The sequence below is a fragment of the Actinomycetota bacterium genome (genome assembly GCA_019347675.1).
Classification (GTDB): Bacteria; Actinomycetota; Nitriliruptoria; order Nitriliruptorales; family JAHWKO01; genus JAHWKW01.
In genome coordinates this window covers 32,038-51,006 of sequence record JAHWKW010000020.1, presented here as the reverse complement: position 1 = coordinate 51,006, position 18,969 = coordinate 32,038, and the positions used below count along the sequence as shown (strand labels likewise).

The window sequence follows — 18,969 nt, the reverse complement described above, 5'->3', positions numbered from 1 at the left end:
GCGCCGCCCCCCACCCCAACCCGCCGCAAGCAACGGCAACGCCCCACCCGCCCCCGGCGACGGCGACGACCACGACCCGCAACTGCCACTCGACCACGACCCCGACCTGCCCTTCTAACAGGGCGCCACCAAGCCGAACGGACACGCTGCCAGGCCCCATGTCCAACAGCGGCCCGCGCACCCAACCGTGCGCCGGGCCGCCCACCCCTGCCCCAACCGTGACGCGCGGCGCCAGACTGCAGGGTCCGGCGGACAACCCGTTTGTTGTGGTCAGGCGAGGGTCCGGGGGTAGCCCCATAGCGCCGGCACGTCGACAGTTCGACGATGGGCTCATATCGAGCGGCTCCCCTCCAGTGTCGTGCTCACCTCCAGTCATGAATTCCTCCGACTACGGTTCCCGCGTCGATCTCGCACGGCGGACGGCTTGATCGCAAGGGTGACCTCAGTGGCGCCCGCCTGGCCGCGCTCGTCCAACCAGTTGGTTGGCGTCCTTACTCCCGAGCAGGTTTGAGACTGCAGCCGTACGACGGCTCGCAAGGCGGACAACGTCGCGGGCGCATCGTCAGGCGATGACGGTCAGCCCCCGGGGAACGCTCGTGAAGGTCACGTCCCGCCACCGGCCGACGTACTCGCCGTCGAGCTGCACCGGAAGCGCAACGTCACTGTGGAGCGAGAACCCCGGCAGGTCACGCCAGTAGCGGGTCCCGCTCGCGTGGACGTGCCCGGCGGTGGTGGCCATCTGCACCATCAGCCGGAGCAAAGTGGCGGCGCGCAGGGACTCCACGCCGACGACGTCCAACCCGCGGTCGAAGCTCGCGTCGGGTGCGACCCGAAGCGGACGCGCCCCCAGGTAGGCGTAGGGGGTGGTGTTGCAGACGATGCAGAAGCCGAAGCCCGCACGGGGTTCGTCGCCTGGCAGCTCCACCGAGATCGGCAAGGCGGAGCGGTCGTAGCCGACCAAGAACTCCCGCAGCGCGCACCACACCCACGCGAGCTGGCCGACGGCGCGCTCGAGGTCGGGTCGGCCGTCCACGCAGCGCACGACCGCTGCGTCGAAGCCGACGCCGGCGTTCGCAGCGAAGTACCGTCCGTTGGCGCGGCCGAGCCCGATCGTCCTGGTCGACCCGGAGCGGAGCCGTTCGAGCAGGGCGCCGGTCGCGGCGATCGGGTCGTTGGGCAGGCCGAGGTTGCGGACCACCACGTTGGTCGTCCCACCCGGGATCATCCCGAGCCGGACGTCGGTGCCCGCCAGCGGCTGGATGACCTCGTTGAGGGTGCCGTCCCCGCCGTGGCTGAAGATCACGTCGACGCCGTCGCGGACCGCTGCCGCGGCGATCTGCGTCGCGTGACCAGGATGCTCAGTCTGTTGTACGTCTAGTCGCATCTGCGAGGCCAGAGCGGCGGCGATCACGTCTCGGACGTTGGCCTCTGTGGCCCTGGCGTGTGGGTTGAACACCAGCAGCCCGCGCATCCGCTTAGCCTTTCACCAGCGATGTTCGACGCTAAACGCGCGTCGCCGCGCGGGGCGTCGCCTCGCCCCTGCCGTCGAGGCGTTGACCCCCACGAGCGGCGGTCGGTAGGGTCGCGCACTCCGTGCACGGACGGAACATCGCGATGGCCCTACCCGAGCTCGACCCGGAGCAACGCCGCAAGGCACTGGAGAAGGCTGCTTTCGCCCGCCGCGTCCGCGCCGAGCTCAAACAGATGCTGAAGACAGGAGAGGTGACGCTCCGCGACGTCCTCGACCGGGCTGACGACGTCGAACCGATCGCCAAGATGCGCGTGTCGGAGGTCATCGAGTCCATGCCCAGCTACGGCAAGGTCCGGGCCCGCGAGCTGATGGAGCGGCTCAACATCGCAGCGTCGCGGCGGGTGCGTGGCCTCGGGATCAACCAGCGGTCGGCGCTACTGGCTGCGTTCGGGGAGAGCGACCTCCGGTGACCGGCCACGCGGCCGGTGATCGCGGCCGCCTCGTGGTGATCTCCGGTCCAAGCGGTGTCGGGAAGGGCACCGTCGTCCGTTGCCTCCTGCAGCGGCGACCGGACCTGGAACTGTCGGTCTCGGTCACCACACGTTCGCCCCGACCCGGCGAGATCGATGGCGTCGACTACCACTTCGTCGACGATGCCACCTTCGCCGAGATGATCGAGCGCGGTGACCTGCTGGAGTGGGCACGCGTCCACCGTCACCGCTCGGGCACCCCCGGCGCTGGGCTCGAGGAGCGGCTGGCCAGGGGCCGCGACGTCGTCCTGGAGATCGACGTGCAGGGCGCGATGCAGGTCCGCGATCGCGTCGCGGACGCGCTGCTGATCTTTCTGGCTCCCCCCTCCGAGGAGGAACTCGTTCGCCGACTCGTCAGGAGGGGCACCGAACGAGACGACGAGCTCGCCGTGCGGCAGGCCGACCGCGCCCGCGAGCTCGCGGCCGCGCCCGCCTTCGACCACGTCGTCACCAACGACGACCTGGACGACTGTGTGTCGCAGGTCGCGGAACTGGTCGAACGCCGCCGCTGACCGCCGCTGCCGCGTCGCGGCAGATGGTGGTGTCTCCTTCACCGAAGCCAGGATGCTGTCCACCATTCCGCCTGGCTTGCCGGATCCATACCTTCGTCCTCACAAGCCCCGGTTCTGGATGGCCGGCATCCGCGGCTTGGACATCCCAGCGGATCTGAATCGTCGCGGGGCGCGACCATGTTCTTGTCCGGCTTGTGGCAGGTGGACGGGGCGGGGGTGTCGAAGCTGATCACCGACAACGTCGTGGGAGGCTGCATGCGTGCGACCGCCGCAGCCGTCGTTTCCTCGCTGAGCCTCCTGGTGTTCCCCACCTCGCCGGCTGGGTGGGCGGCCGACGGCCGACCGCCCGAGCATCTCGAGGATCAAGGTCTTCAGGGGCCCGGCGAGTTGGAGGCCGCTACCCGCGCTGTGCGAGCCGTGCTCGGCGATGTCGACGTTGACGACGACGGGCGACGCGACCTGGAGCTCGTCGCCACGGTTCACGGCAACGAGTACTGGGTGATCGGCGATCTCGACCCGGCCAGCGTCTGCCAGCCGACCCTGTTCGACGAGATCACGTTCGCCGGCTGCGACGTTGTCCGCTTCACCCGCCACGCCGGGCGCGATGGCGGCGAGCGGTACGACGTCGAGGTCGTCGCCGGCGGGGATCCTCTGGGCGAGCAGGGTCCCGGCGCTGGGGCCGCCGTCTCGACCATCCCCGAGGAGTTCGCCAGCGCCCGCGTCACGGTCGGCTCGGACGGGACTGAGGGCTGCACCCTGGCCACCGACCCGGACTGCCGCCCGCTGGACGTCAACGGGGTGACCTACCCGAACGCCTACGAGCGGCTGTCGGCGCTGTTCGACTCACCCCGCTCCCCTGACCTCGTCGTGCTGCAGGCCCACGGCGGACCCGACGCCCCGAAGGGGGGCCACGGGCATCTGTCGGTCCTCCAGTCCCGCTCGACGTTCCTCGTTGCGGGGCGGGGCGCCCGCCGCGGGCCGTTCCCGCCTGACGAGGAGCTGGCTCTCGGTATGCAGCACACCGACATCGCCCCGACCGTGGCTGCGGCCATCGGTGTCGACCCCTATGGCAACGGTGCTCGACGGCTGGGGGGACAAGAGGACCCGTCGGCTGTCTTGCTCCGGCAGGACGGCCGCGTTCTGCACGACTTGCTCGCCCCGACCTTCAACACCTTCGTCGTCGTTTTCGACGGGCTCGAGCCCGAGCTCGTCACGCCCGAACTCGCCCCGACCATCTGGTCGCTCATGCACGGCGAAGAAGCCAACGCCACGACCTACACCAACGCCTTCGCCTCGATGGTCACCGAGACGAACGCCAACCACGTGGGGGTCACGACGGGGTTGCCCGGTCAGACCCACGGGCTCGTTTCGAACGCCTTCTACGACCGCTCGGCCCGGGCGGTCCGTGCCATGGACCGGCCCGCGCTCGTCCTGGCTGACACGTTCTTCGACGCGATCGAAACCCAGAAGCCGTGGCTGCGGACCGCCGCCGTACTCGGCAAGGAGAAGCTGCGGGAGCTGTTCGACTGCACCCGGGACCCCGCCGACCCTGCCGGGCCGTGCGGCCCGTCGGACGACAACCCCGAGGGGCGCCGGGTCCGCCACGTCCGTCCCGACTTCCTGCTGGGGGCGGCATCCGACCCACGCGACGTCCTCGCCGACCCGCACGGCAACGCCCCGGCCGAGCCGGCCAGCGGTTCGGCGATCACCCTCGACCGGGCCGTCATGGACCAGGCCATCCGCCTGCAACGCACCGAGGACCCCGACGTCACCCTGGTCAACCTCGCCCAGATCGACGGGGTCCAGCACCTGTTCGGAGCCAAGAGTCCCCAGGCCCTGGCCGCGGTCCGCGACGCCGACGCCCAGCTCGCCCGGCTCGTCGACTCCCTCAAGGAGTCCGGCAAGTGGGCGCACTCGATCCTGCTGCTGACGGCCGACCATTCGTTCCTCGAGCTCGACGGGACCGGCGACGCCGTGGACGCCGGCCACACCCGGCTCGGCAACCCCGCGACCGGACACGTGACCGGCAGCAGGGTGATCCTCTCCGAGCGGTTCACCCACCCGGGCATCGAAGCGTTCGTCGCACACGGCGGGAGCGCCTCGATCTACCTGCGTGACGCCGGCGACCGCGAACTCGCCGCGCAGCTCGCCGGCGAAGCTCGGGAGATGACCGACAACCTGGGCCGTCCGGCCGTGGCGGGTGCCTTCTGCCGGCTGGCGTCCCCCGCCTGCCCGTCGATCCCGGCCGACTACGGCCTCGACACCGCCCGGATCGGTGAGGTCCTCCTCGTCACCGACGACCAGCACGTCTTCCTGCGACACCGGGCCGGGGACAGCGCCGCACTGACCGGCCACCACGGCGGTCCCACCGCCGCTCCCGTCCCACTCGTGGTGGCCACGGGCGGGCCGTACGTGCGCACGGGGAAGGTCGACCGGCCGGTGAGCATCCGCGATATCGCCCCGACCGTGGCCTGGATCCACGAGATCAGCGGGCGGACAGGTCAGCCGTTCCCCGGCGAGCCGCGCTGGAGCCGGCCGCTGCACGAGGCGTTCTCCAAACATCCGCTGATGGCCCACCGCGACGGCGATATCGGCGAGCAGCTGGCCAAACGCGTCCTGCTCGTCATCTTCGACGCGAACAACTCGGCCGACGTCCACTGCCTGCTGTCCCAGTACGACGGTCGCGATGCGGTGGCCGAACTTTGTGGGGAGACCAGCCGCGAGTTCCACCCATCGCGCTACCCGGTCCCGGCGCTGCAGTGGCTCCGCGAGCGCGGCACGCTGGCCCGGTTCGGCAGCATCGCGTCGTTCCCGACCGTGACCTTCCCGAACCACGTCGTGGTCGGCTCCGGTGCCCACCCAGCCCATCACGGCGTCCCAGGCAACCGGTTCTACCAGCGGCAGCAGCAGCGCCTGGAGCGGCCCATCGAGCCCGCCGACCCGCAGAACCCCGTCTTCTTGTGGTCGGAGAGCCTCCACCGCGGCGGCTTCGAGACCCTCCACGAGGCCACCCACCGCACCCTCGGCGACTGGATGGGCCCGACCAACACCGACGTCGGCCACGCAGACGGGGCTTTCACTGCGGCGGTCAACGAGCCGACCACCCACGGCGCGGACTACGCCACACTCCAGCCGCCCGACCGGACGACCGGCGAGCCGCTGACCGCCGCCCACGTGGGCCGGGCCGACGAGCTCGCGGCCGACACCACGCGGGAGTGCGCCCAGGCCCACGAGGCCTACTTCGAGCAGAGCCTCATCGACCACACCGGCCAGGCACAGGCCCGCAGCCTGTTCGACGACCCCGGCCACCCGACCCCGACGGTCACCATGCTGAACTTCGCCCTGGTGGACGGCGCGGCGCATGTCTTCGGCCCGCACACCCGCTGCGCGCTGGCCGCCTACCGCGACTCGTCGCAGCGGCTCGGGCGGGTCCTCGACGCCATGCGGCGTGCCGGGGTCCTCGGCGAGACCCTCGTCGTGGTCACCGGCGACCACGGCCAGGAGAACCAGCGCCAGCTGGCCGACGGTGGCGGGTTCGCCGAGGCGTTCCACCGGGCGCTGGCCGGCCACCGGCTCGCCTACGTCCTGGCCGACAACCTGCTCTACCTGCGGACCGCCCGCCTCGACCACGAGCTCACCGACCTCGGCGGCGAGGTGGACGCCACGTTCACCGTGACCGACGACGACACCAGTGAGCCGGTCGCGGACGCGACGGTGACGGTCTCGGATGCGGTCACCGGCCACGTCCTGGCTGAGGGGAGGACACCGCCGGACGAGGGCGCGCCGCGCCGCTTCGCGCTTCCCCTGCCGCGGCGGGCCTCGGCCGCCGGGAACACGGCCCAGGACGACGTGCTGGGCCAGCGCCGAGCGGGCGACCTGCCAACGGTCGCCAACCCTGCGAATCGCCCGTCGAGCGGACAGATCAGGCTGCGCTTCCCGCTCCGCGACGGCGTCGTCGCAACCGCGACCCACCCTGACCTGTCCGACCGGACGATCCGGATCGGCCCCGACGCCGCCGACGGCGACCGAGCCAGCGACTCCTCCACCGCCAGGGCTCCGACGCCGCCGGCGGGCGCTGACCGCGGTCCCCTGCCCCGCACAGGAGGAAGGGCGCCCCTGGCCGGCCTTGGCCTGCTCTCGCTCTGCGCGGCGCTTCTGCGCCGTCGGTGACCGTCGCGACGTCTCACTTCTGCAGCCACGCGGACTCCGATCGGGTGCCGCTGGCCACCGTCACTGACCCACATCAGCCGGGGGGTGTCCCAGCGGGTGTGTGCCGCCGCCAGTCCGGTGTCGAGGGTCGGGGCGCCATGACGGCCGGGGCGCAATGGTGGTAGCGCCACGGACGTCCCGCAACCAACGATCTCCCGGCGCTCTCACGGCCTTCAACCTGCGGATCGAAAGGCACATGCTCACCACAGCTCGGGCACGGCTGGATCACCCGGACCTCGAGGTCCGCACCGTCCTCACCGTCAGGGCGGTGCAGCGCGAACCGGAGCTCCTCGTTCTCCATCCACAGCACGAACGTGTTGTCGACCGCCTCCCAGTCGACGTCCACACCGGCGTCCGGGCAGCTGGTCAGCGGTTCCCACCGGTGGGTGGGGATCGACAGGCCCGCCACGGCCCCGGTCACTGCCTCGGCATCACGCATGAACTCCGAGGCGCGTTCCCGGAGCAGGCTCAGGAACTCCTTGGAGAGCTGCTTGGCCAGCATTGCCATCCCTTCGCAACGACGTGGTGGCGACGCTACCCTTCAGGTCGACCCCCACGCCGAGGTGATCGCCATCACTCGCATCGACGACTTGATCGACAAGGTCGACAGCCGGTTCACGCTGGTCCACCTGGCGGCCAAGCGTGCCCGCGAGATCAACGACTACTACGCACAGCTCGGCGAGGGCCTCGGCCAGCACGTTCCGCCTCTGGTGTCGACCGAGTCGAACAAGCCGCTGTCGATCGCCCTACAGGAGATCGCTGAGGCGAAGGTCGAGCCGCGCTGGCCGGACGAGCAGGCGGCGGTCGAGGATCCCCTGGCGTTCATCGACGAGGACGCGGCCGGCGGGGACATCGCCCGCGAGGACGTCCCCGGCGAGGACAGCCAGGGCTAGGACGGTGCCGGCCCCGCGCGCCGAGGCCGGCTCCGAGGGGCCGCCCGCCCTGGCGCACGCCCGGGTCCTCCTGGGCGTTACCGGCGGGATCGCTGCGTACAAGGCCGCGCTGGTCGCCCGCCTGCTGGTGCGAGCTGGTGCCGCCGTCGACGTCGTGCTGACCGGCGCTGCCAGCCGCTTCGTCGGGGCAGCCACGTTCGCTGGCATCACCGGCCGCCCCGCCCACCGCGATCTGTGGGCAGAGCTCGAGACCTCATCCGACGCCGAGGCGCCCCGCCAAGCGCCCCACATCCACGTCGCCCGCCGTGCCGACGCGGTCGTCGTGGCTCCCGCCACCGCCCATCTGCTGGCTCGCCTGTCCCACGGCCTGGCCGACGACCTCCTGACCAACGTGTTGCTGATGGTCACCTGCCCGGTGCTGCTGGCCCCGGCCATGCACACCGAGATGTGGGAACACCCGGCCACCCAGGCCAACCTCGACACGCTCCGTCACCGGGGCATGCACCTGGTCGGTCCCGAGGAGGGCGAGCTCGCCGGGGGGGACGTCGGCGAGGGTCGCATGGCCGAACCCGAGGCGATCATCGCGGCACTGGCTCGCCTGCTCGCGCCGGCCGGGTCGCTGGCCGGGCGGTCGGTGGTGGTGACCGCCGGCCCCACCCGCGAGCACCTCGATCCGGTGCGGTTCATCAGCAACCGCTCGTCGGGGCGTATGGGGTTCGCTCTGGCCGGTGAGGCCGCCCGACGGGGCGCCCGGGTGCACCTGGTGGCTGGCCCGGTCCAGCTCCCGACCCCCCCTGGGGTCACCCGTCACGACGTCGTGTCGGCCCGCGACATGCACGACGTCGTCCTGTCTCTCGCGGACGACGCTGACGTCATCGTGAAGGCAGCCGCCGTCGCCGACTTCCGCCCCGCGCAGGCTGCCGCAACCAAGCTCAAGAAGTCCGCCGGCACGCCGGACATCGCCCTGGAGCGCAACCCCGACATCCTCGCAGAACTCGGCGCCCGCCGTGACGGGCACGGCCCGCCGGTCCTCGTCGGCTTCGCCGCCGAAACGAAAGACCCGGAGCGGTACGGGCGGGAGAAGCTCGCAGACAAGCGTGTCGACCTCATGGCAGTGAACGACATCAGCGCCGCGGACGCCGGCTTCGAGGTCGCCACCAACCGGGTGCTGGTGTTGGGACGCGACGGGCGGCGGGTCGAGCTCCCGCTGGGAAGCAAGGAGGAGATCGCCGCTCACCTCTGGGACGAGATCGGCGACCTGCTGGGCTAACCTCCACGCCGATCACCCCGCCGTCCGAACTCACCACCTCGAGCAGGAGCGCCGCCGTGCCGCGAAGGACCCTCTTCACGTCCGAGTCGGTCACCGAGGGCCACCCCGACAAGCTCGCCGACCAGATCTCCGATGGTGTCCTCGACGCGATCCTGGCCAACGATCCGGCCGGGCGAGTCGCGTGCGAGACGCTGATGACCACCGGGCAGGTCTTCGTTGCCGGCGAGATCTCCACCAACTGCTACGCCGACATCCCCCGTATCGTGCGCGACACCATCATCGGCATCGGGTACGACCACCACGACGCCGGCTTCGACGGGAACACCTGCGGGGTCTCGGTCGCGATCGACGAGCAGTCACCGGATATCGCCCAGGGCGTCGACCGGGCGCAGGAGGCCCGCGAGACCTCCCACGACGAGCTCGACCAGCTCGGCGCCGGTGACCAGGGCATGATGTTCGGCTTCGCCTGCACCGAGACCGACGAGTTGATGCCGCTCCCGATCCACCTCGCGCACCGGCTGGCGCAGCGGCTGGCGGCCGTGCGCAAGGTCGGCGAGATCCCCTACCTGCGACCCGACGGGAAGACGCAGGTCACCGTCGCCTACGAGGACCATCGCCCGGTCGCCATCGACACGGTGCTGATCTCCGCCCAGCACCGCCCCGAGATCGACCTCGACACGCTGCTCCGCCCCGACCTCGAGGAGCTCGTCATCAAGCCGCTCCTCCCCGACGACGTCGACACCGCCGACATGCGCCTCCTGGTCAACCCCACCGGACGCTTCGAGCTCGGGGGTCCCCACGCAGACGCGGGGCTGACCGGGCGGAAGATCATCGTGGACACCTACGGCGGGTCCGCCCGCCACGGCGGGGGAGCGTTCAGTGGGAAGGACCCGACCAAGGTCGACCGGTCGGGTGCCTACGCCGCACGCTGGGTCGCCAAGACCGTGGTCGCCGCTGGTCTCGCGGAGCGCTGCGAGCTGCAGGTCGCCTACGCCATCGGGGTCGCCCACCCGGTTTCGCTGATGATCGAGACGTTCGGGACGGAGCAGGCAGACCCCGACCACATCCTGAAGGGGATCCGCGAGACGTTCGACCTCCGGCCGGCGGCGATCATCCGCGACCTGGACCTGCGACGGCCGATCTTCCAGGCCACTGCGGCCTACGGCCACTTCGGCCGGACCGGCGCGGTGTTCACCTGGGAGAACACCGACCGGGCCGACCACCTGCGGGTCGCGGTCGGCGTGTGACGCGTCGGAGCGGTGAAGCCGTCGCACGGTGAGGCGGCGCGCCGCATGACGCGCCGGGGCGCATGAGCACCCCCCGGATCGCCCGTGTCGTCGTCGAGGTCGCCCCCATCCACCTCGACCGGCTGTTCGACTACCGCGTCGGGCCGGACGTCGTCGTGCAGGTGGGATCCCGGGTCGAGGTCGTCTTTGCCGGCCGACGGGTCCGTGGGCTCGTCGTCGAGCTGACCGAGGCCACCGACGTCGCACCCGAACGGCTGCGAGACGTGCGCCGCGTGCTGGGCACCCACGCGTGGGTGGCGGCCGAGGACCTGGCGCTGCTGCGTTGGGCCGCGGAGCGTTTCGCCGCCCCGCTCGCCGACGTGGTCCGCCACGCCCTGCCCGACCGTGTCGGCGACGTGGAGCGTCGAGCCGGATCCGACGGCTGGTACCCGCCCGGCGCGGCACCGCGCCCCGCCGATCCGCTGCCGCGGTCGCCGGACACCGCGGCGTGGGAGCCCTACGCGCCGGCTGGGTACGCCGTGCACGCCGCCGCCGCAGCCGGCGCGGGCGCCTTCTACTGGCGGCCGCTGCCGTCGGAGGACCTCGGCGCACGCCTGACCGAGCTCGCGGGCGCGACCCTGGCCGGGGGCCGCGACGTGCTCCTGGTGGTCGCCGAGCCGGTCTCTGCGGCTGCCGACGCGGTCGTCGCGGCCTTCCCCGACGTCACCGTCGACGTCCGCGGAGCCAGCGGGGCGCGCCGCGTCTACCGCGCATGGCTGGCGGGGCGGTGTGGCGCGGCCCGGGTGGTGGTGGGCGAGCGCCGGGTCGCGTTGTGGCCGGTCGAGCGCCTCGGCCTGGTGGTCGTCGTCGACGAGTCAAACCCGGCGCTGAAGGAGCGCCGCTCCCCGCGGCACCACGCCCGGGAGGTCGCGCTGGAGCGTGCTCGGCGGGCTGGCGCTGCCGCCCTGCTGGTCGGGACGGTCCCCAGCGCGGCGTCGTGGCGTCTGCTGTCCGAGCGTCGCCTCACCCCGGTGGTCCCCGCCCGTGGCGCCGAGCGCGCCGCCGCCCCGGTCGTGCACGTCGACGACCGTTCCGATCCTCGTTCACGGGGCCGTCTCGGGACGCCGGCCCTGACGGCACTGCGCCGCGCCGTGGCCGGCGGCAGGTACGGGGTGGTCCTCGCCGCCCGACGCGGCGAGGGGCGGGCGCTGGTGTGCACCGCGTGCGGGGCCCGCTTGGCCTGCCCCCGGTGCGACTCGTCGCTGGCGGCCGATCACCGCGGCGTGGCCTGTGAGGGGTGCGGGTGGAGCCGCCCGGACCGCCCGCTGTGCGACCAGTGCGGCGCTGCGCGCTTCGCCCCGCTCGCCGCCGGCGCGGAGCGCCTCGGCGGAGAGCTGCGCCGGACGCTGCGCGGCACCACCGTCGCCGTCCTCGAGGGCTACGCCCAGCCTGCCCCGCCCCCGCCCGCCACCGTGGTCATGACCCGCGGTTCGGCCCACCTGGATCCGCCCGGCCCGGTCGGGGCCGTGGTGCTCCCCGACCTCGACGGGCAGCTGCGTCGTCCGTCGCTCGACGCGGCCGAGGACGCGCTGCGGCTCGCGCTGCGTGTGGCGTCGTGGGTGCCGCGTGCCGCCGAGGCCACCGTGGCGGGGAGTCGCGGACGCAGCCGGTTGGTCCCCGATGCGGCCGTGGTGGTGCAGACCCGCGACCCGACCCACCACGCGGTGCGGGCACTGGTGGCCTGGGACCCGGGCGCGTTCTGGCGGGACGAGGCCGACCGGCGCGCGGAGCTGCGCTTCCCGCCGGTGGCCCATGCCGTGCGCCTGGATGTGGCCGGGACAGGGGAGAAGGTCGTCGCCGACCTGTCGCGCGCGCTCCCCGACGGGGACGAGGTGCTGGGCCCGCGCCCCGCCGGGGAGCGTGCCGCTCTGCTGATCAAGTGCGCCGACCGGACGGCGACCCTGGCCGCACTGCGGCCGCTGCAGGTGGCGTGGAGCCGAGACGGTCGCGACGTCCGCGTCGACGTCGACCCGGTCGACGTCCTGTGAGTCGGGGCCCTCTGAGACGTCGGTGAGTCGTGTCGGTGCCGGTGAGGCGTGCCCGAGGCCGGGGCGGGTCCATCGCGCGCTGACCGAGGCCGGGGCGGGTTCATCGCGTACCCTGCGCCCGATGGCGACCCTCCCGATCCGGATCTTCGGCGACCCGGTGCTGCGCCAGCGTGCGCGGCAGGTCGTCGACTTCGACGACCGACTGCGGCGCCTCGCCGACGACATGCTCGAGACGATGCGCGAGGCGGCCGGCTCGGGGCTGGCAGCCAACCAGGTCGGCGTGCTCAAGCGACTGTTCACGTGGACCACGGAGGACGACCACGGTGCGGTGGTCAACCCGGCCGTGGAGGAGACCTCCGCCGAGGTGCAGGAGGGCGACGAGGGCTGCCTGTCCTTCCCCGGCCTGTTCTACCCGCTGGAGCGGCCGTTGCGGGTGCGTTGCCGGTACCAGGACGTGCACGGGGACGAGCACCTCGACGAGTTCGAGGGTTTCCTCGCCCGGGTGTTCGTTCACGAGATCGACCACCTCAACGGGGTGCTGTTCATCGACCACCTCGCGCGCCACGATCGCAACGAAGCGATGAAGCGCATGCGTGAGTACCGGCTGCAGCAGGGTCTGGACGATCCCGCCCCGCAGCCGCGGGGGTTCCTGCTGGGGCGCCGGCCGGGGTGACCGTGGCCGGAGACGACCGGATCCGGGTCGCGTTCTTCGGTACGCCGGATGTCGCGGTCCCGTCGCTGGCTGCCCTGCACGGCGCCGACGACGTCGACGTGGTCGCTGCCGTCACCAACCCCGACCGTCCCCGCGGCCGGACGCGGTCACCGGTGCCTCCACCGGTGAAGGTCGCGGCGCAGGAACGCGGCATCACGGTGCTGCAGCCGCACTGGCCACGTGACATCCTCGACCGGCTCCACTCGCTGTCCCCGGACGCGGTCGCGGTCGTCGCGTACGGCGTGATCCTCCCCACCGACGTGTTGGAGGCCCCCCGTCACGGCTACGTCAACCTGCACTTCTCGTTGCTGCCACGCTGGCGCGGCGCGGCGCCGGTGCAGCACGCCATCCGCGCCGGGGACCACACCACGGGGATCACCACGTTCGTGATCGACGTCGGGATGGACACCGGCCCGATCCTGCAGCAGCTCCAGGTCGACATCGCCCGCGACGAGACCGCCGGGGAGCTGCTGGAGCGCCTGGCCGTGATCGGCGCTCCGGTCCTGGTTGACAGCATCCGCCAGCTCGTGCAGGGCGTCGAGCCGCAGCCCCAGCGCGACGACGGCGTGACGTACGCGGCGCGGATCACGCCCGAAGACGTCCGCATCGACTGGTCGTCGCCGGCCCGGTCGGTCATCGACCTGGTGCGCAGCGCCAACCCGGCGCCCGGCGCGCACACGACGTTCCGGGGCCAGCGGCTCAAGATCTGGCGGGCGCATCCGGCACAGGGCGGCGGACCACCGGGGACGGTGCTGGGGACCGACGCGCTCGGGCCGGTCGTGGCAACCGGCGATCGCGCGGTCGTGCTCGCCGAGGTGCAGCCAGCCGGGAAGGTCGCCATGTCGGGCGGCGCGTTTGTCAACGGCTACCGTCCCCAACCCGGTGAACGGCTCGGGGACGAGCGCTAGCGATGGCCGACCTCGACGCCCCGCCCACCGGCCTGGCCGCCCGGCGGGCCGCGCTGCAGGCGATCGCAGCGGTCGACGAGCGCGACGCCTACAGCACGTTGGCTGTCCCCGCCGTGATCGATCACCTCGACGGTGCGCGCGATCGGGCGTTCGCGAGCTACCTGGCCTACGACACGCTGCGGTGGCAGGGAACGCTGGACTGGGCGCTGCAGCACGTCCTCGACCGGGACCTAGGCGACGTCGAACCCAGCCTGCGGCGGATCCTGCGGCTGGGGGCGCTGCAGATCCTGCGCTCCGGTGTCCCCACCCGCGCAGCGGTCGACACGGCCGTTCGGCTCGCCCGCGCGGCCGTCCCCCGCCGTCGTGCGACGGCGGCGGGCGGCTTCGTGAACGGCGTGCTCCGGGCGTTGGCCCGGCGCCGCGACGAGTTGCCGTGGCCGAACCCCGACGAGGACGCGGTCGGTTGGCTGGTGTTGCACACCGCCCACCCGCGCTGGATCGTCGAGGACCTCCACCGCCGCCTCGGCGCCCAAGCGCAGGCAGCGCTCGAAGCCGACAACGTCCCACCCGGACTGACCCTGCGCGCCACCGGGGACCGCGATGCGCTCGTGGACGAACTGCGCGACGCCGGGATCGACGCGGTCGCCGACGAGCACGCCCCCGAGGCGGTGCGCGCGCCCGGCGGTGACCCCCGCCGACTGGCGGCCGTCGCCGACGGGCGGGCGGTCCCCCAGGACGCGGCGTCCATGCGCGTCGCCCACGCCACCGGTGCCGTTCCCGGCGCCCGGGTCTTGGACCTCTGCGCCGGACCCGGGGGGAAAGCCACGCACCTGGCGTCGCTCGTCGCCCCGGGCGGGAGCGTGATCGCGGTCGAGCTGTACCCCCACCGTGCGGCACTGATCCGCGAAGCGGCCGCGCGGGTGGGGGTGGACATCGACGTCCGCGTGGGTGACGCGACCGACCCTCCGGTCGATGGCGAGTTCGACGTCGTCCTGGTCGACGCGCCCTGCACCGGGCTGGGGACGGGCCGGCGACGCCCCGAGGTCCGCTGGCGGCGCGGCCCCCACGAACTCCGGGAACTGGCGGACCTGCAGAGCCGGCTGTTGCAGGGCGCTGCGGCGCACGTCGCGCCCGCGGGGTCGCTGACGTACGCAGCGTGCACCTGGACCGTGGTGGAGACCGAGGAGGTGACCGCCCGGTTCCTCGCCCGGCACCGCTCGTTCGAGCTGGTCGAGCAGACGCAGCTGTGGCCACACCACGGCACCGACGGCATGTACCACGCCACGTTCGTCCGTCGCGGCTGATCCCGCCGCGCGCGGGGGGTGCTGGCGCCCCGCTGGTAGGCTCCGGGTGTCCCGGTGATGCCGGGACGCGCCTCCAGGGGAGGGGCCTCGGCCCGCTGGCGCGAGGCGACCCGACCGGCGGTCACAGCCCGCGACCCCCGCACCACGCGGTGGTGGATCCGGTGCGATCCCGGAGCCGACGGTGAGAGTCCGGATGGGAGGAGGCGTGCAGGCCGGTTCTGCCTGCCGGCGGCCGGCCACTCACGCGTCCACCACCCGGCCCCCGGAGACCAACGTCGGGATGGAGGACCGTGACCCGAAGCGACGACGAACTGATGGGCGTCGCTCTCGCGCTCGCCGAGCGTGGGCGCGCCACCGTCCGCCCGAACCCGCTGGTCGGCTGCGTGCTGGTGCACGGCGGCGCGATCGTCGGTGAAGGGTGGCACGAGCGCCCCGGCGGGCCTCACGCGGAGGTCGCCGCGATCGCCGCCGCCGGGGGACGCAGCCGCGGTGCGACCGTGCACGTCACGTTGGAACCATGCGACCACACCGGCCGCACGGGCCCGTGCACGCAGGCGCTGATCGACGCCGGGGTCCGTCGAGTGGTGTACGCCGCCGACGACCCGCTCAACGGCGGCGCGGCGACCCTCCGCGACGCCGGCGTCGAGGTCATCCGTGGGGTTCGCGTCGACGACGCCCGCCGCCAGAACGAGGTGTTCTTCCACGTGCAGGCCACGGGGAGGCCGTTCGTGGTCTGCAAGGTCGCGCAGAGCCTCGACGGCCGTGTCGCCGCCCGGGACGGCTCGTCCCGCTGGATCACCTCGGCGCAGGCGCGGATCGCCGCCCACCAGCTGCGGGCGCTGGTCGAGGCGGTCGCGGTCGGGTCCGGGACGGTCCTCGCCGACGACCCCAGCCTGGATGTGCGCCACGTCGAGGCCCCGGCGGGCCAACCACGCCCCGTCGTGTTCGACGCCCGCGGCCGGACGCCGTCGTGGGCCAACGTCGCTCGCCCCGGCGCGGTGGTCCTGACGACTCAGGCGTCGCCGACCACCTGGCGCGGCCAGCTGACCGACGCGGGCGCCGAGGTCGTCGTTGTTCCCGCAGCAGACCCCGAGGTTGCGCCCGGAAGGCGCCCCGGTGTCGCGCTGGATGCTGCGCTCGCCGCCCTGACCGACCGGCGGGTGCACAGCCTGCTGGTCGAGGGCGGTGCGACCCTCGCCGGGGCGTTGCAGCGTGCCCATCTGATCGACCGCCTCGAGGCGTTCGTCGCCCCCTGCACCATCGGCGGGGACGGCCTGGCGGTGTTCGCACCGCCCGGGGCGGCGAGCGTCGACGACCGCTGGCTGTGGCGGATCGACGAGGTGCGCCAGCTCGGTCCCGACCTGTGGCTGACCGCCCGACCGCAGCGCAGCGACGGCGCGACCACGACCACGTCGGCGAGTCACGCGTTGCAGCGAACAGGGAGGTGAGGTGTTCACCGGGATCATCGAGGAAGTCGGCCGCGTCGAGCGACTCGAGCGCAGTACCGACCGCGCCCGGCTCGAGGTCGGCTGCCACGCCATCGTGTCCGACCTGTCGCTGGGTGCGTCGATCGCGGTGGACGGCTGCTGCGTCACCGTGGCTGCCGTGACTCCCACCGGCTTCGCCGCCGACCTGATGGCCGAGACGCTCCACGCCACCGCTCTGGGCGACCTCGACGCCGGTGCGCGCGTCAACCTCGAGAGGCCGCTGGCCGCCGACGGCCGGTTCGGGGGGCACCTGGTCCAGGGCCACGTCGACGCGGTCGGGTCGGTCCTGGCTCGCGACGACCAGCCGGGGACCGTCACCCTCACCATCGCTGCGCCTGCGGCGATCGCGCCCTTGGTCGCGCGGAAGGGTTCGGTCGCGGTGGCCGGTGTCAGCCTCACGGTCATCGACGTCGACGAGCGCGACGGCGACGCCGCGTTCCGTGTGGGGTTGATCCCCCACACCTGCGCATCCACCACGCTGGGTGATGCACGACCTGGCCATCGCGTCAACCTCGAAGCCGACGTGCTCGCCAAGTACGTCCAGCGGCTGGGCGGCGGGAGGACGACGTGACCACGACACCGACGTTCGCCAGCATCGAGGCGGCCATCGCCACGATCCGCGCAGGCGGGATGGTCGTGGTCGTCGACGACGCCGGCCGCGAGAACGAGGGTGACCTGATCATGGCCGCCGACCAGGTCCACCCGGATGCGATCGCGTTCATGGTCCGCCACACCAGCGGGGTGATCTGCCTTCCGCTCGTCGGTGAGCGGCTCGACGAGCTCGAGATCCCCCTCATGGTGGTCGACAACACGGAAGCGCACGGCACCGCGTTCACGGTCTCGGTCGACGCCAAGGATGGTGTGACGACCGGCATCAGCGCCGCCGACCGCGCACGCACCATCCGCGCGGTGATCGACGCGTCGACCGGCCCCGACGACCTGGCCCGTCCCGGCCACATCTTCCCGCTGCGGTACGCCGACGGCGGTGTGCTGCGCCGACCCGGCCACACCGAGGCCGCGGTGGACCTCGCCCGCCTCGCCGGCCGCTACCCCGCGGGGGTGATCGGCGAGATCGTCAACGACGACGGCACCATGGCGCGACTGCCGCAGTTGCAGGAGTTCGCTGCCGAGCACCGCCTGCCGCTGATCTCCATCGCGGACCTGATCGCCTACCGCCGCCGGCGCGAGCGGTTGGTCCGCCGGGTGGTGGAGACCCGCCTGCCGACCCCGTACGGGGCGTGGCGGGCGATCGGGTACGAGTCGCTGGCCGACGGCACCCACCATGTGGCGCTGCTGTACGGCGACGCCGAGGGCCACCCCGACATGCTGGTGCGGATGCATTCGGAGTGTCTCACCGGAGACGTGTTCCGCTCCCAGCGGTGCGACTGCGGGCCGCAGCTGGATCTGGCCATGGCGCGGATCGCCGAGCAGGGAACCGGCGTCCTGGTGTACCTGCGTGGCCACGAGGGCCGGGGCATCGGCCTGATCCACAAGCTTCAGGCCTACCAGCTGCAGGACCACGGGGTCGACACGGTCGAGGCCAACCTGCAGCTGGGGTTCCCTGCCGACGCACGCGACTACGGCACCGGCGCGTCCATCCTCGCCGACCTCGGGCTGTCCACGCTCCGGCTGCTCACCAACAACCCGGCCAAGCGTGCCGGGCTGGAGGGGTTCGGCCTGAAGATCGTCGAGCGGGTCCCCCTGCAGATCCGATCCAACCCCGCCAACGCCTTCTACCTCGAGACCAAGCAGCACAAGCTCGGCCACCTCTTCACGGCTGCGCCCGCCGGGGTCATCGCGTCCACGGGCGTCGGTGACCTGGCCCGGCAACCCGACGTGGAGCCGGACGGGCTGGCCTTCGCCCCGGTGATCCCCGTGGGGATGGGGGAGGACGACGGCGCGTGAAGGACGGCTACGCCCCCGGTCAGCCCGACGCGACCGGGCTGAGGATCGGGATCGTCGCGTCCCGGTTCAACCCGACGGTGGTCGGGCGCCTGCTCGACGGGGCGGTGCAGGCGCTGCAGGCCGCCGGCGCCCGTCGCGACGACGTGCGGGTGTGGTGGGTGCCGGGCGCGTTCGAGATCCCGCTGGTGGCGCACCGTCTCGCGGCCAGCGGCTCGGTCGACTGTGTGGTGGCGCTCGGCGCAGTCATCCGCGGCGAGACCCCCCACTTCGACTTCGTCGCCGGCGAAGCGACCCGCGGGTGCGGGGCGGTCGCGCGTGAGTTCGGCATCGCGGTGGGGTTCGGCATCATCACCACCGACACCGTCGCCCAGGCGGAGGCCCGAGCCGGCGGGACGCACGGCAACAAGGGCGCCGAGGCGGCGCTCGCCGCCGTCGAGACCACCAACCTGCTGGCGCACTTGGGCCCGTAGCCTGGCGGCGACAGGAGTTCCGCG

Annotated in this window: 16 protein-coding genes; 14 read left to right on the top strand and 2 right to left on the bottom strand. The window is 72.8% G+C overall.

Going from position 1 to position 18,969, the window contains the following annotated elements; translation table 11 throughout:
* Positions 1–562 precede the first annotated feature (562 nt).
* Positions 563–1,471, bottom strand: a complete 909-nt coding sequence (locus KY462_13605) for a diacylglycerol kinase family lipid kinase (GenBank protein ID MBW3578748.1) — start codon at positions 1,469–1,471, stop codon at positions 563–565.
* 143 nt (positions 1,472–1,614) lie between these two features.
* Here KY462_13605 and KY462_13600 point away from each other — a divergent pair, with 143 nt between their 5' ends.
* The 3 genes from KY462_13600 to KY462_13590 all read left to right on the top strand — a co-directional run bounded on the left by KY462_13600 (position 1,615) and on the right by KY462_13590 (position 6,683).
* Positions 1,615–1,941 carry an integration host factor gene (locus KY462_13600; GenBank protein MBW3578747.1) on the top strand — a complete coding sequence of 109 codons (327 nt, stop codon included), beginning with the start codon at positions 1,615–1,617 and terminating at the stop codon, positions 1,939–1,941.
* Positions 1,938–2,513 (top strand): guanylate kinase, encoded by a 576-nt coding sequence (gmk, locus tag KY462_13595; protein ID MBW3578746.1) that lies wholly within the window; start codon positions 1,938–1,940, stop codon positions 2,511–2,513. Before KY462_13600 ends, gmk begins: the two co-directional genes overlap by 4 nt.
* A gap of 177 nt (positions 2,514–2,690) precedes the next feature.
* The gene (locus tag KY462_13590; GenBank protein MBW3578745.1) at positions 2,691–6,683 is read left to right on the top strand and encodes an alkaline phosphatase family protein; all 3,993 of its coding nucleotides are present in this window, start codon (positions 2,691–2,693) and stop codon (positions 6,681–6,683) included.
* Positions 6,684–6,756: 73 nt separating this feature from the next.
* On the opposite strand, the gene KY462_13585 is transcribed toward KY462_13590, so the two are convergent.
* Complete coding sequence (locus KY462_13585) at positions 6,757–7,224, bottom strand: hypothetical protein (protein ID MBW3578744.1); 468 nt, start codon at positions 7,222–7,224, stop codon at positions 6,757–6,759.
* On the opposite strand from KY462_13585, the gene rpoZ reads away from it, so the two are divergent.
* The 11 genes from rpoZ (at position 7,160) to ribH (ending at position 18,945) form a co-directional block, all read left to right on the top strand.
* Positions 7,160–7,615, top strand: a complete 456-nt coding sequence (rpoZ, locus tag KY462_13580; GenBank protein MBW3578743.1) for a DNA-directed RNA polymerase subunit omega — start codon at positions 7,160–7,162, stop codon at positions 7,613–7,615. The two genes, KY462_13585 and rpoZ, sit on opposite strands and share 65 nt — an antisense overlap.
* A 4-nt stretch (positions 7,616–7,619) precedes the next feature.
* Positions 7,620–8,885, top strand: coding sequence for a bifunctional phosphopantothenoylcysteine decarboxylase/phosphopantothenate--cysteine ligase CoaBC (gene coaBC, locus KY462_13575; protein MBW3578742.1), 1,266 nt, complete (start codon positions 7,620–7,622; stop codon positions 8,883–8,885).
* Positions 8,886–8,941: 56 nt separating this feature from the next.
* Positions 8,942–10,132 carry a methionine adenosyltransferase gene (gene metK / locus KY462_13570; GenBank protein ID MBW3578741.1) on the top strand — a complete coding sequence of 397 codons (1,191 nt, stop codon included), beginning with the start codon at positions 8,942–8,944 and terminating at the stop codon, positions 10,130–10,132.
* 62 nt (positions 10,133–10,194) lie between these two features.
* Positions 10,195–12,159 (top strand): hypothetical protein, encoded by a 1,965-nt coding sequence (locus KY462_13565; GenBank protein ID MBW3578740.1) that lies wholly within the window; start codon positions 10,195–10,197, stop codon positions 12,157–12,159.
* Between the two features lie 121 nt (positions 12,160–12,280).
* Positions 12,281–12,832: a peptide deformylase gene (def, locus tag KY462_13560; protein ID MBW3578739.1), complete on the top strand. Its 552-nt coding sequence runs from the start codon at positions 12,281–12,283 to the stop codon at positions 12,830–12,832.
* A 20-nt stretch (positions 12,833–12,852) separates the two neighbouring features.
* Positions 12,853–13,779 (top strand): methionyl-tRNA formyltransferase, encoded by a 927-nt coding sequence (gene fmt / locus KY462_13555; GenBank protein ID MBW3578738.1) that lies wholly within the window; start codon positions 12,853–12,855, stop codon positions 13,777–13,779.
* Between the two features lie 2 nt (positions 13,780–13,781).
* On the top strand, positions 13,782–15,083 hold the full coding sequence (locus KY462_13550; protein ID MBW3578737.1) for a methyltransferase domain-containing protein: 1,302 nt from the start codon (positions 13,782–13,784) through the stop codon (positions 15,081–15,083).
* A gap of 314 nt (positions 15,084–15,397) precedes the next feature.
* Positions 15,398–16,531, top strand: coding sequence for a bifunctional diaminohydroxyphosphoribosylaminopyrimidine deaminase/5-amino-6-(5-phosphoribosylamino)uracil reductase RibD (gene ribD, locus KY462_13545; GenBank protein ID MBW3578736.1), 1,134 nt, complete (start codon positions 15,398–15,400; stop codon positions 16,529–16,531).
* Between the two features lies 1 nt (position 16,532).
* Positions 16,533–17,141: a riboflavin synthase gene (locus KY462_13540; protein MBW3578735.1), complete on the top strand. Its 609-nt coding sequence runs from the start codon at positions 16,533–16,535 to the stop codon at positions 17,139–17,141.
* Positions 17,138–18,475 carry a bifunctional 3,4-dihydroxy-2-butanone-4-phosphate synthase/GTP cyclohydrolase II gene (locus KY462_13535; protein MBW3578734.1) on the top strand — a complete coding sequence of 446 codons (1,338 nt, stop codon included), beginning with the start codon at positions 17,138–17,140 and terminating at the stop codon, positions 18,473–18,475. The genes KY462_13540 and KY462_13535 overlap by 4 nt, the downstream gene beginning before the upstream one ends.
* Positions 18,472–18,945, top strand: a complete 474-nt coding sequence (ribH, locus tag KY462_13530; GenBank protein MBW3578733.1) for a 6,7-dimethyl-8-ribityllumazine synthase — start codon at positions 18,472–18,474, stop codon at positions 18,943–18,945. The genes KY462_13535 and ribH overlap by 4 nt, the downstream gene beginning before the upstream one ends.
* Positions 18,946–18,969 lie beyond the last annotated feature (24 nt).

Coding starts and splice junctions, on each gene's coding strand:
- ribD (MBW3578736.1), top strand. CDS start 15,398: ATGGGCGTCGCTCTCGCGCTCGCCGAGCGTGGGCGCGCCACCGTCCGC.
- KY462_13600 (MBW3578747.1), top strand. CDS start 1,615: ATGGCCCTACCCGAGCTCGACCCGGAGCAACGCCGCAAGGCACTGGAG.
- rpoZ (MBW3578743.1), top strand. CDS start 7,160: ATGAACTCCGAGGCGCGTTCCCGGAGCAGGCTCAGGAACTCCTTGGAG.
- KY462_13565 (MBW3578740.1), top strand. CDS start 10,195: ATGAGCACCCCCCGGATCGCCCGTGTCGTCGTCGAGGTCGCCCCCATC.
- KY462_13585 (MBW3578744.1), bottom strand. CDS start 7,224: ATGCTGGCCAAGCAGCTCTCCAAGGAGTTCCTGAGCCTGCTCCGGGAA.
- KY462_13550 (MBW3578737.1), top strand. CDS start 13,782: ATGGCCGACCTCGACGCCCCGCCCACCGGCCTGGCCGCCCGGCGGGCC.
- KY462_13605 (MBW3578748.1), bottom strand. CDS start 1,471: ATGCGCGGGCTGCTGGTGTTCAACCCACACGCCAGGGCCACAGAGGCC.
- def (MBW3578739.1), top strand. CDS start 12,281: ATGGCGACCCTCCCGATCCGGATCTTCGGCGACCCGGTGCTGCGCCAG.
- KY462_13590 (MBW3578745.1), top strand. CDS start 2,691: ATGTTCTTGTCCGGCTTGTGGCAGGTGGACGGGGCGGGGGTGTCGAAG.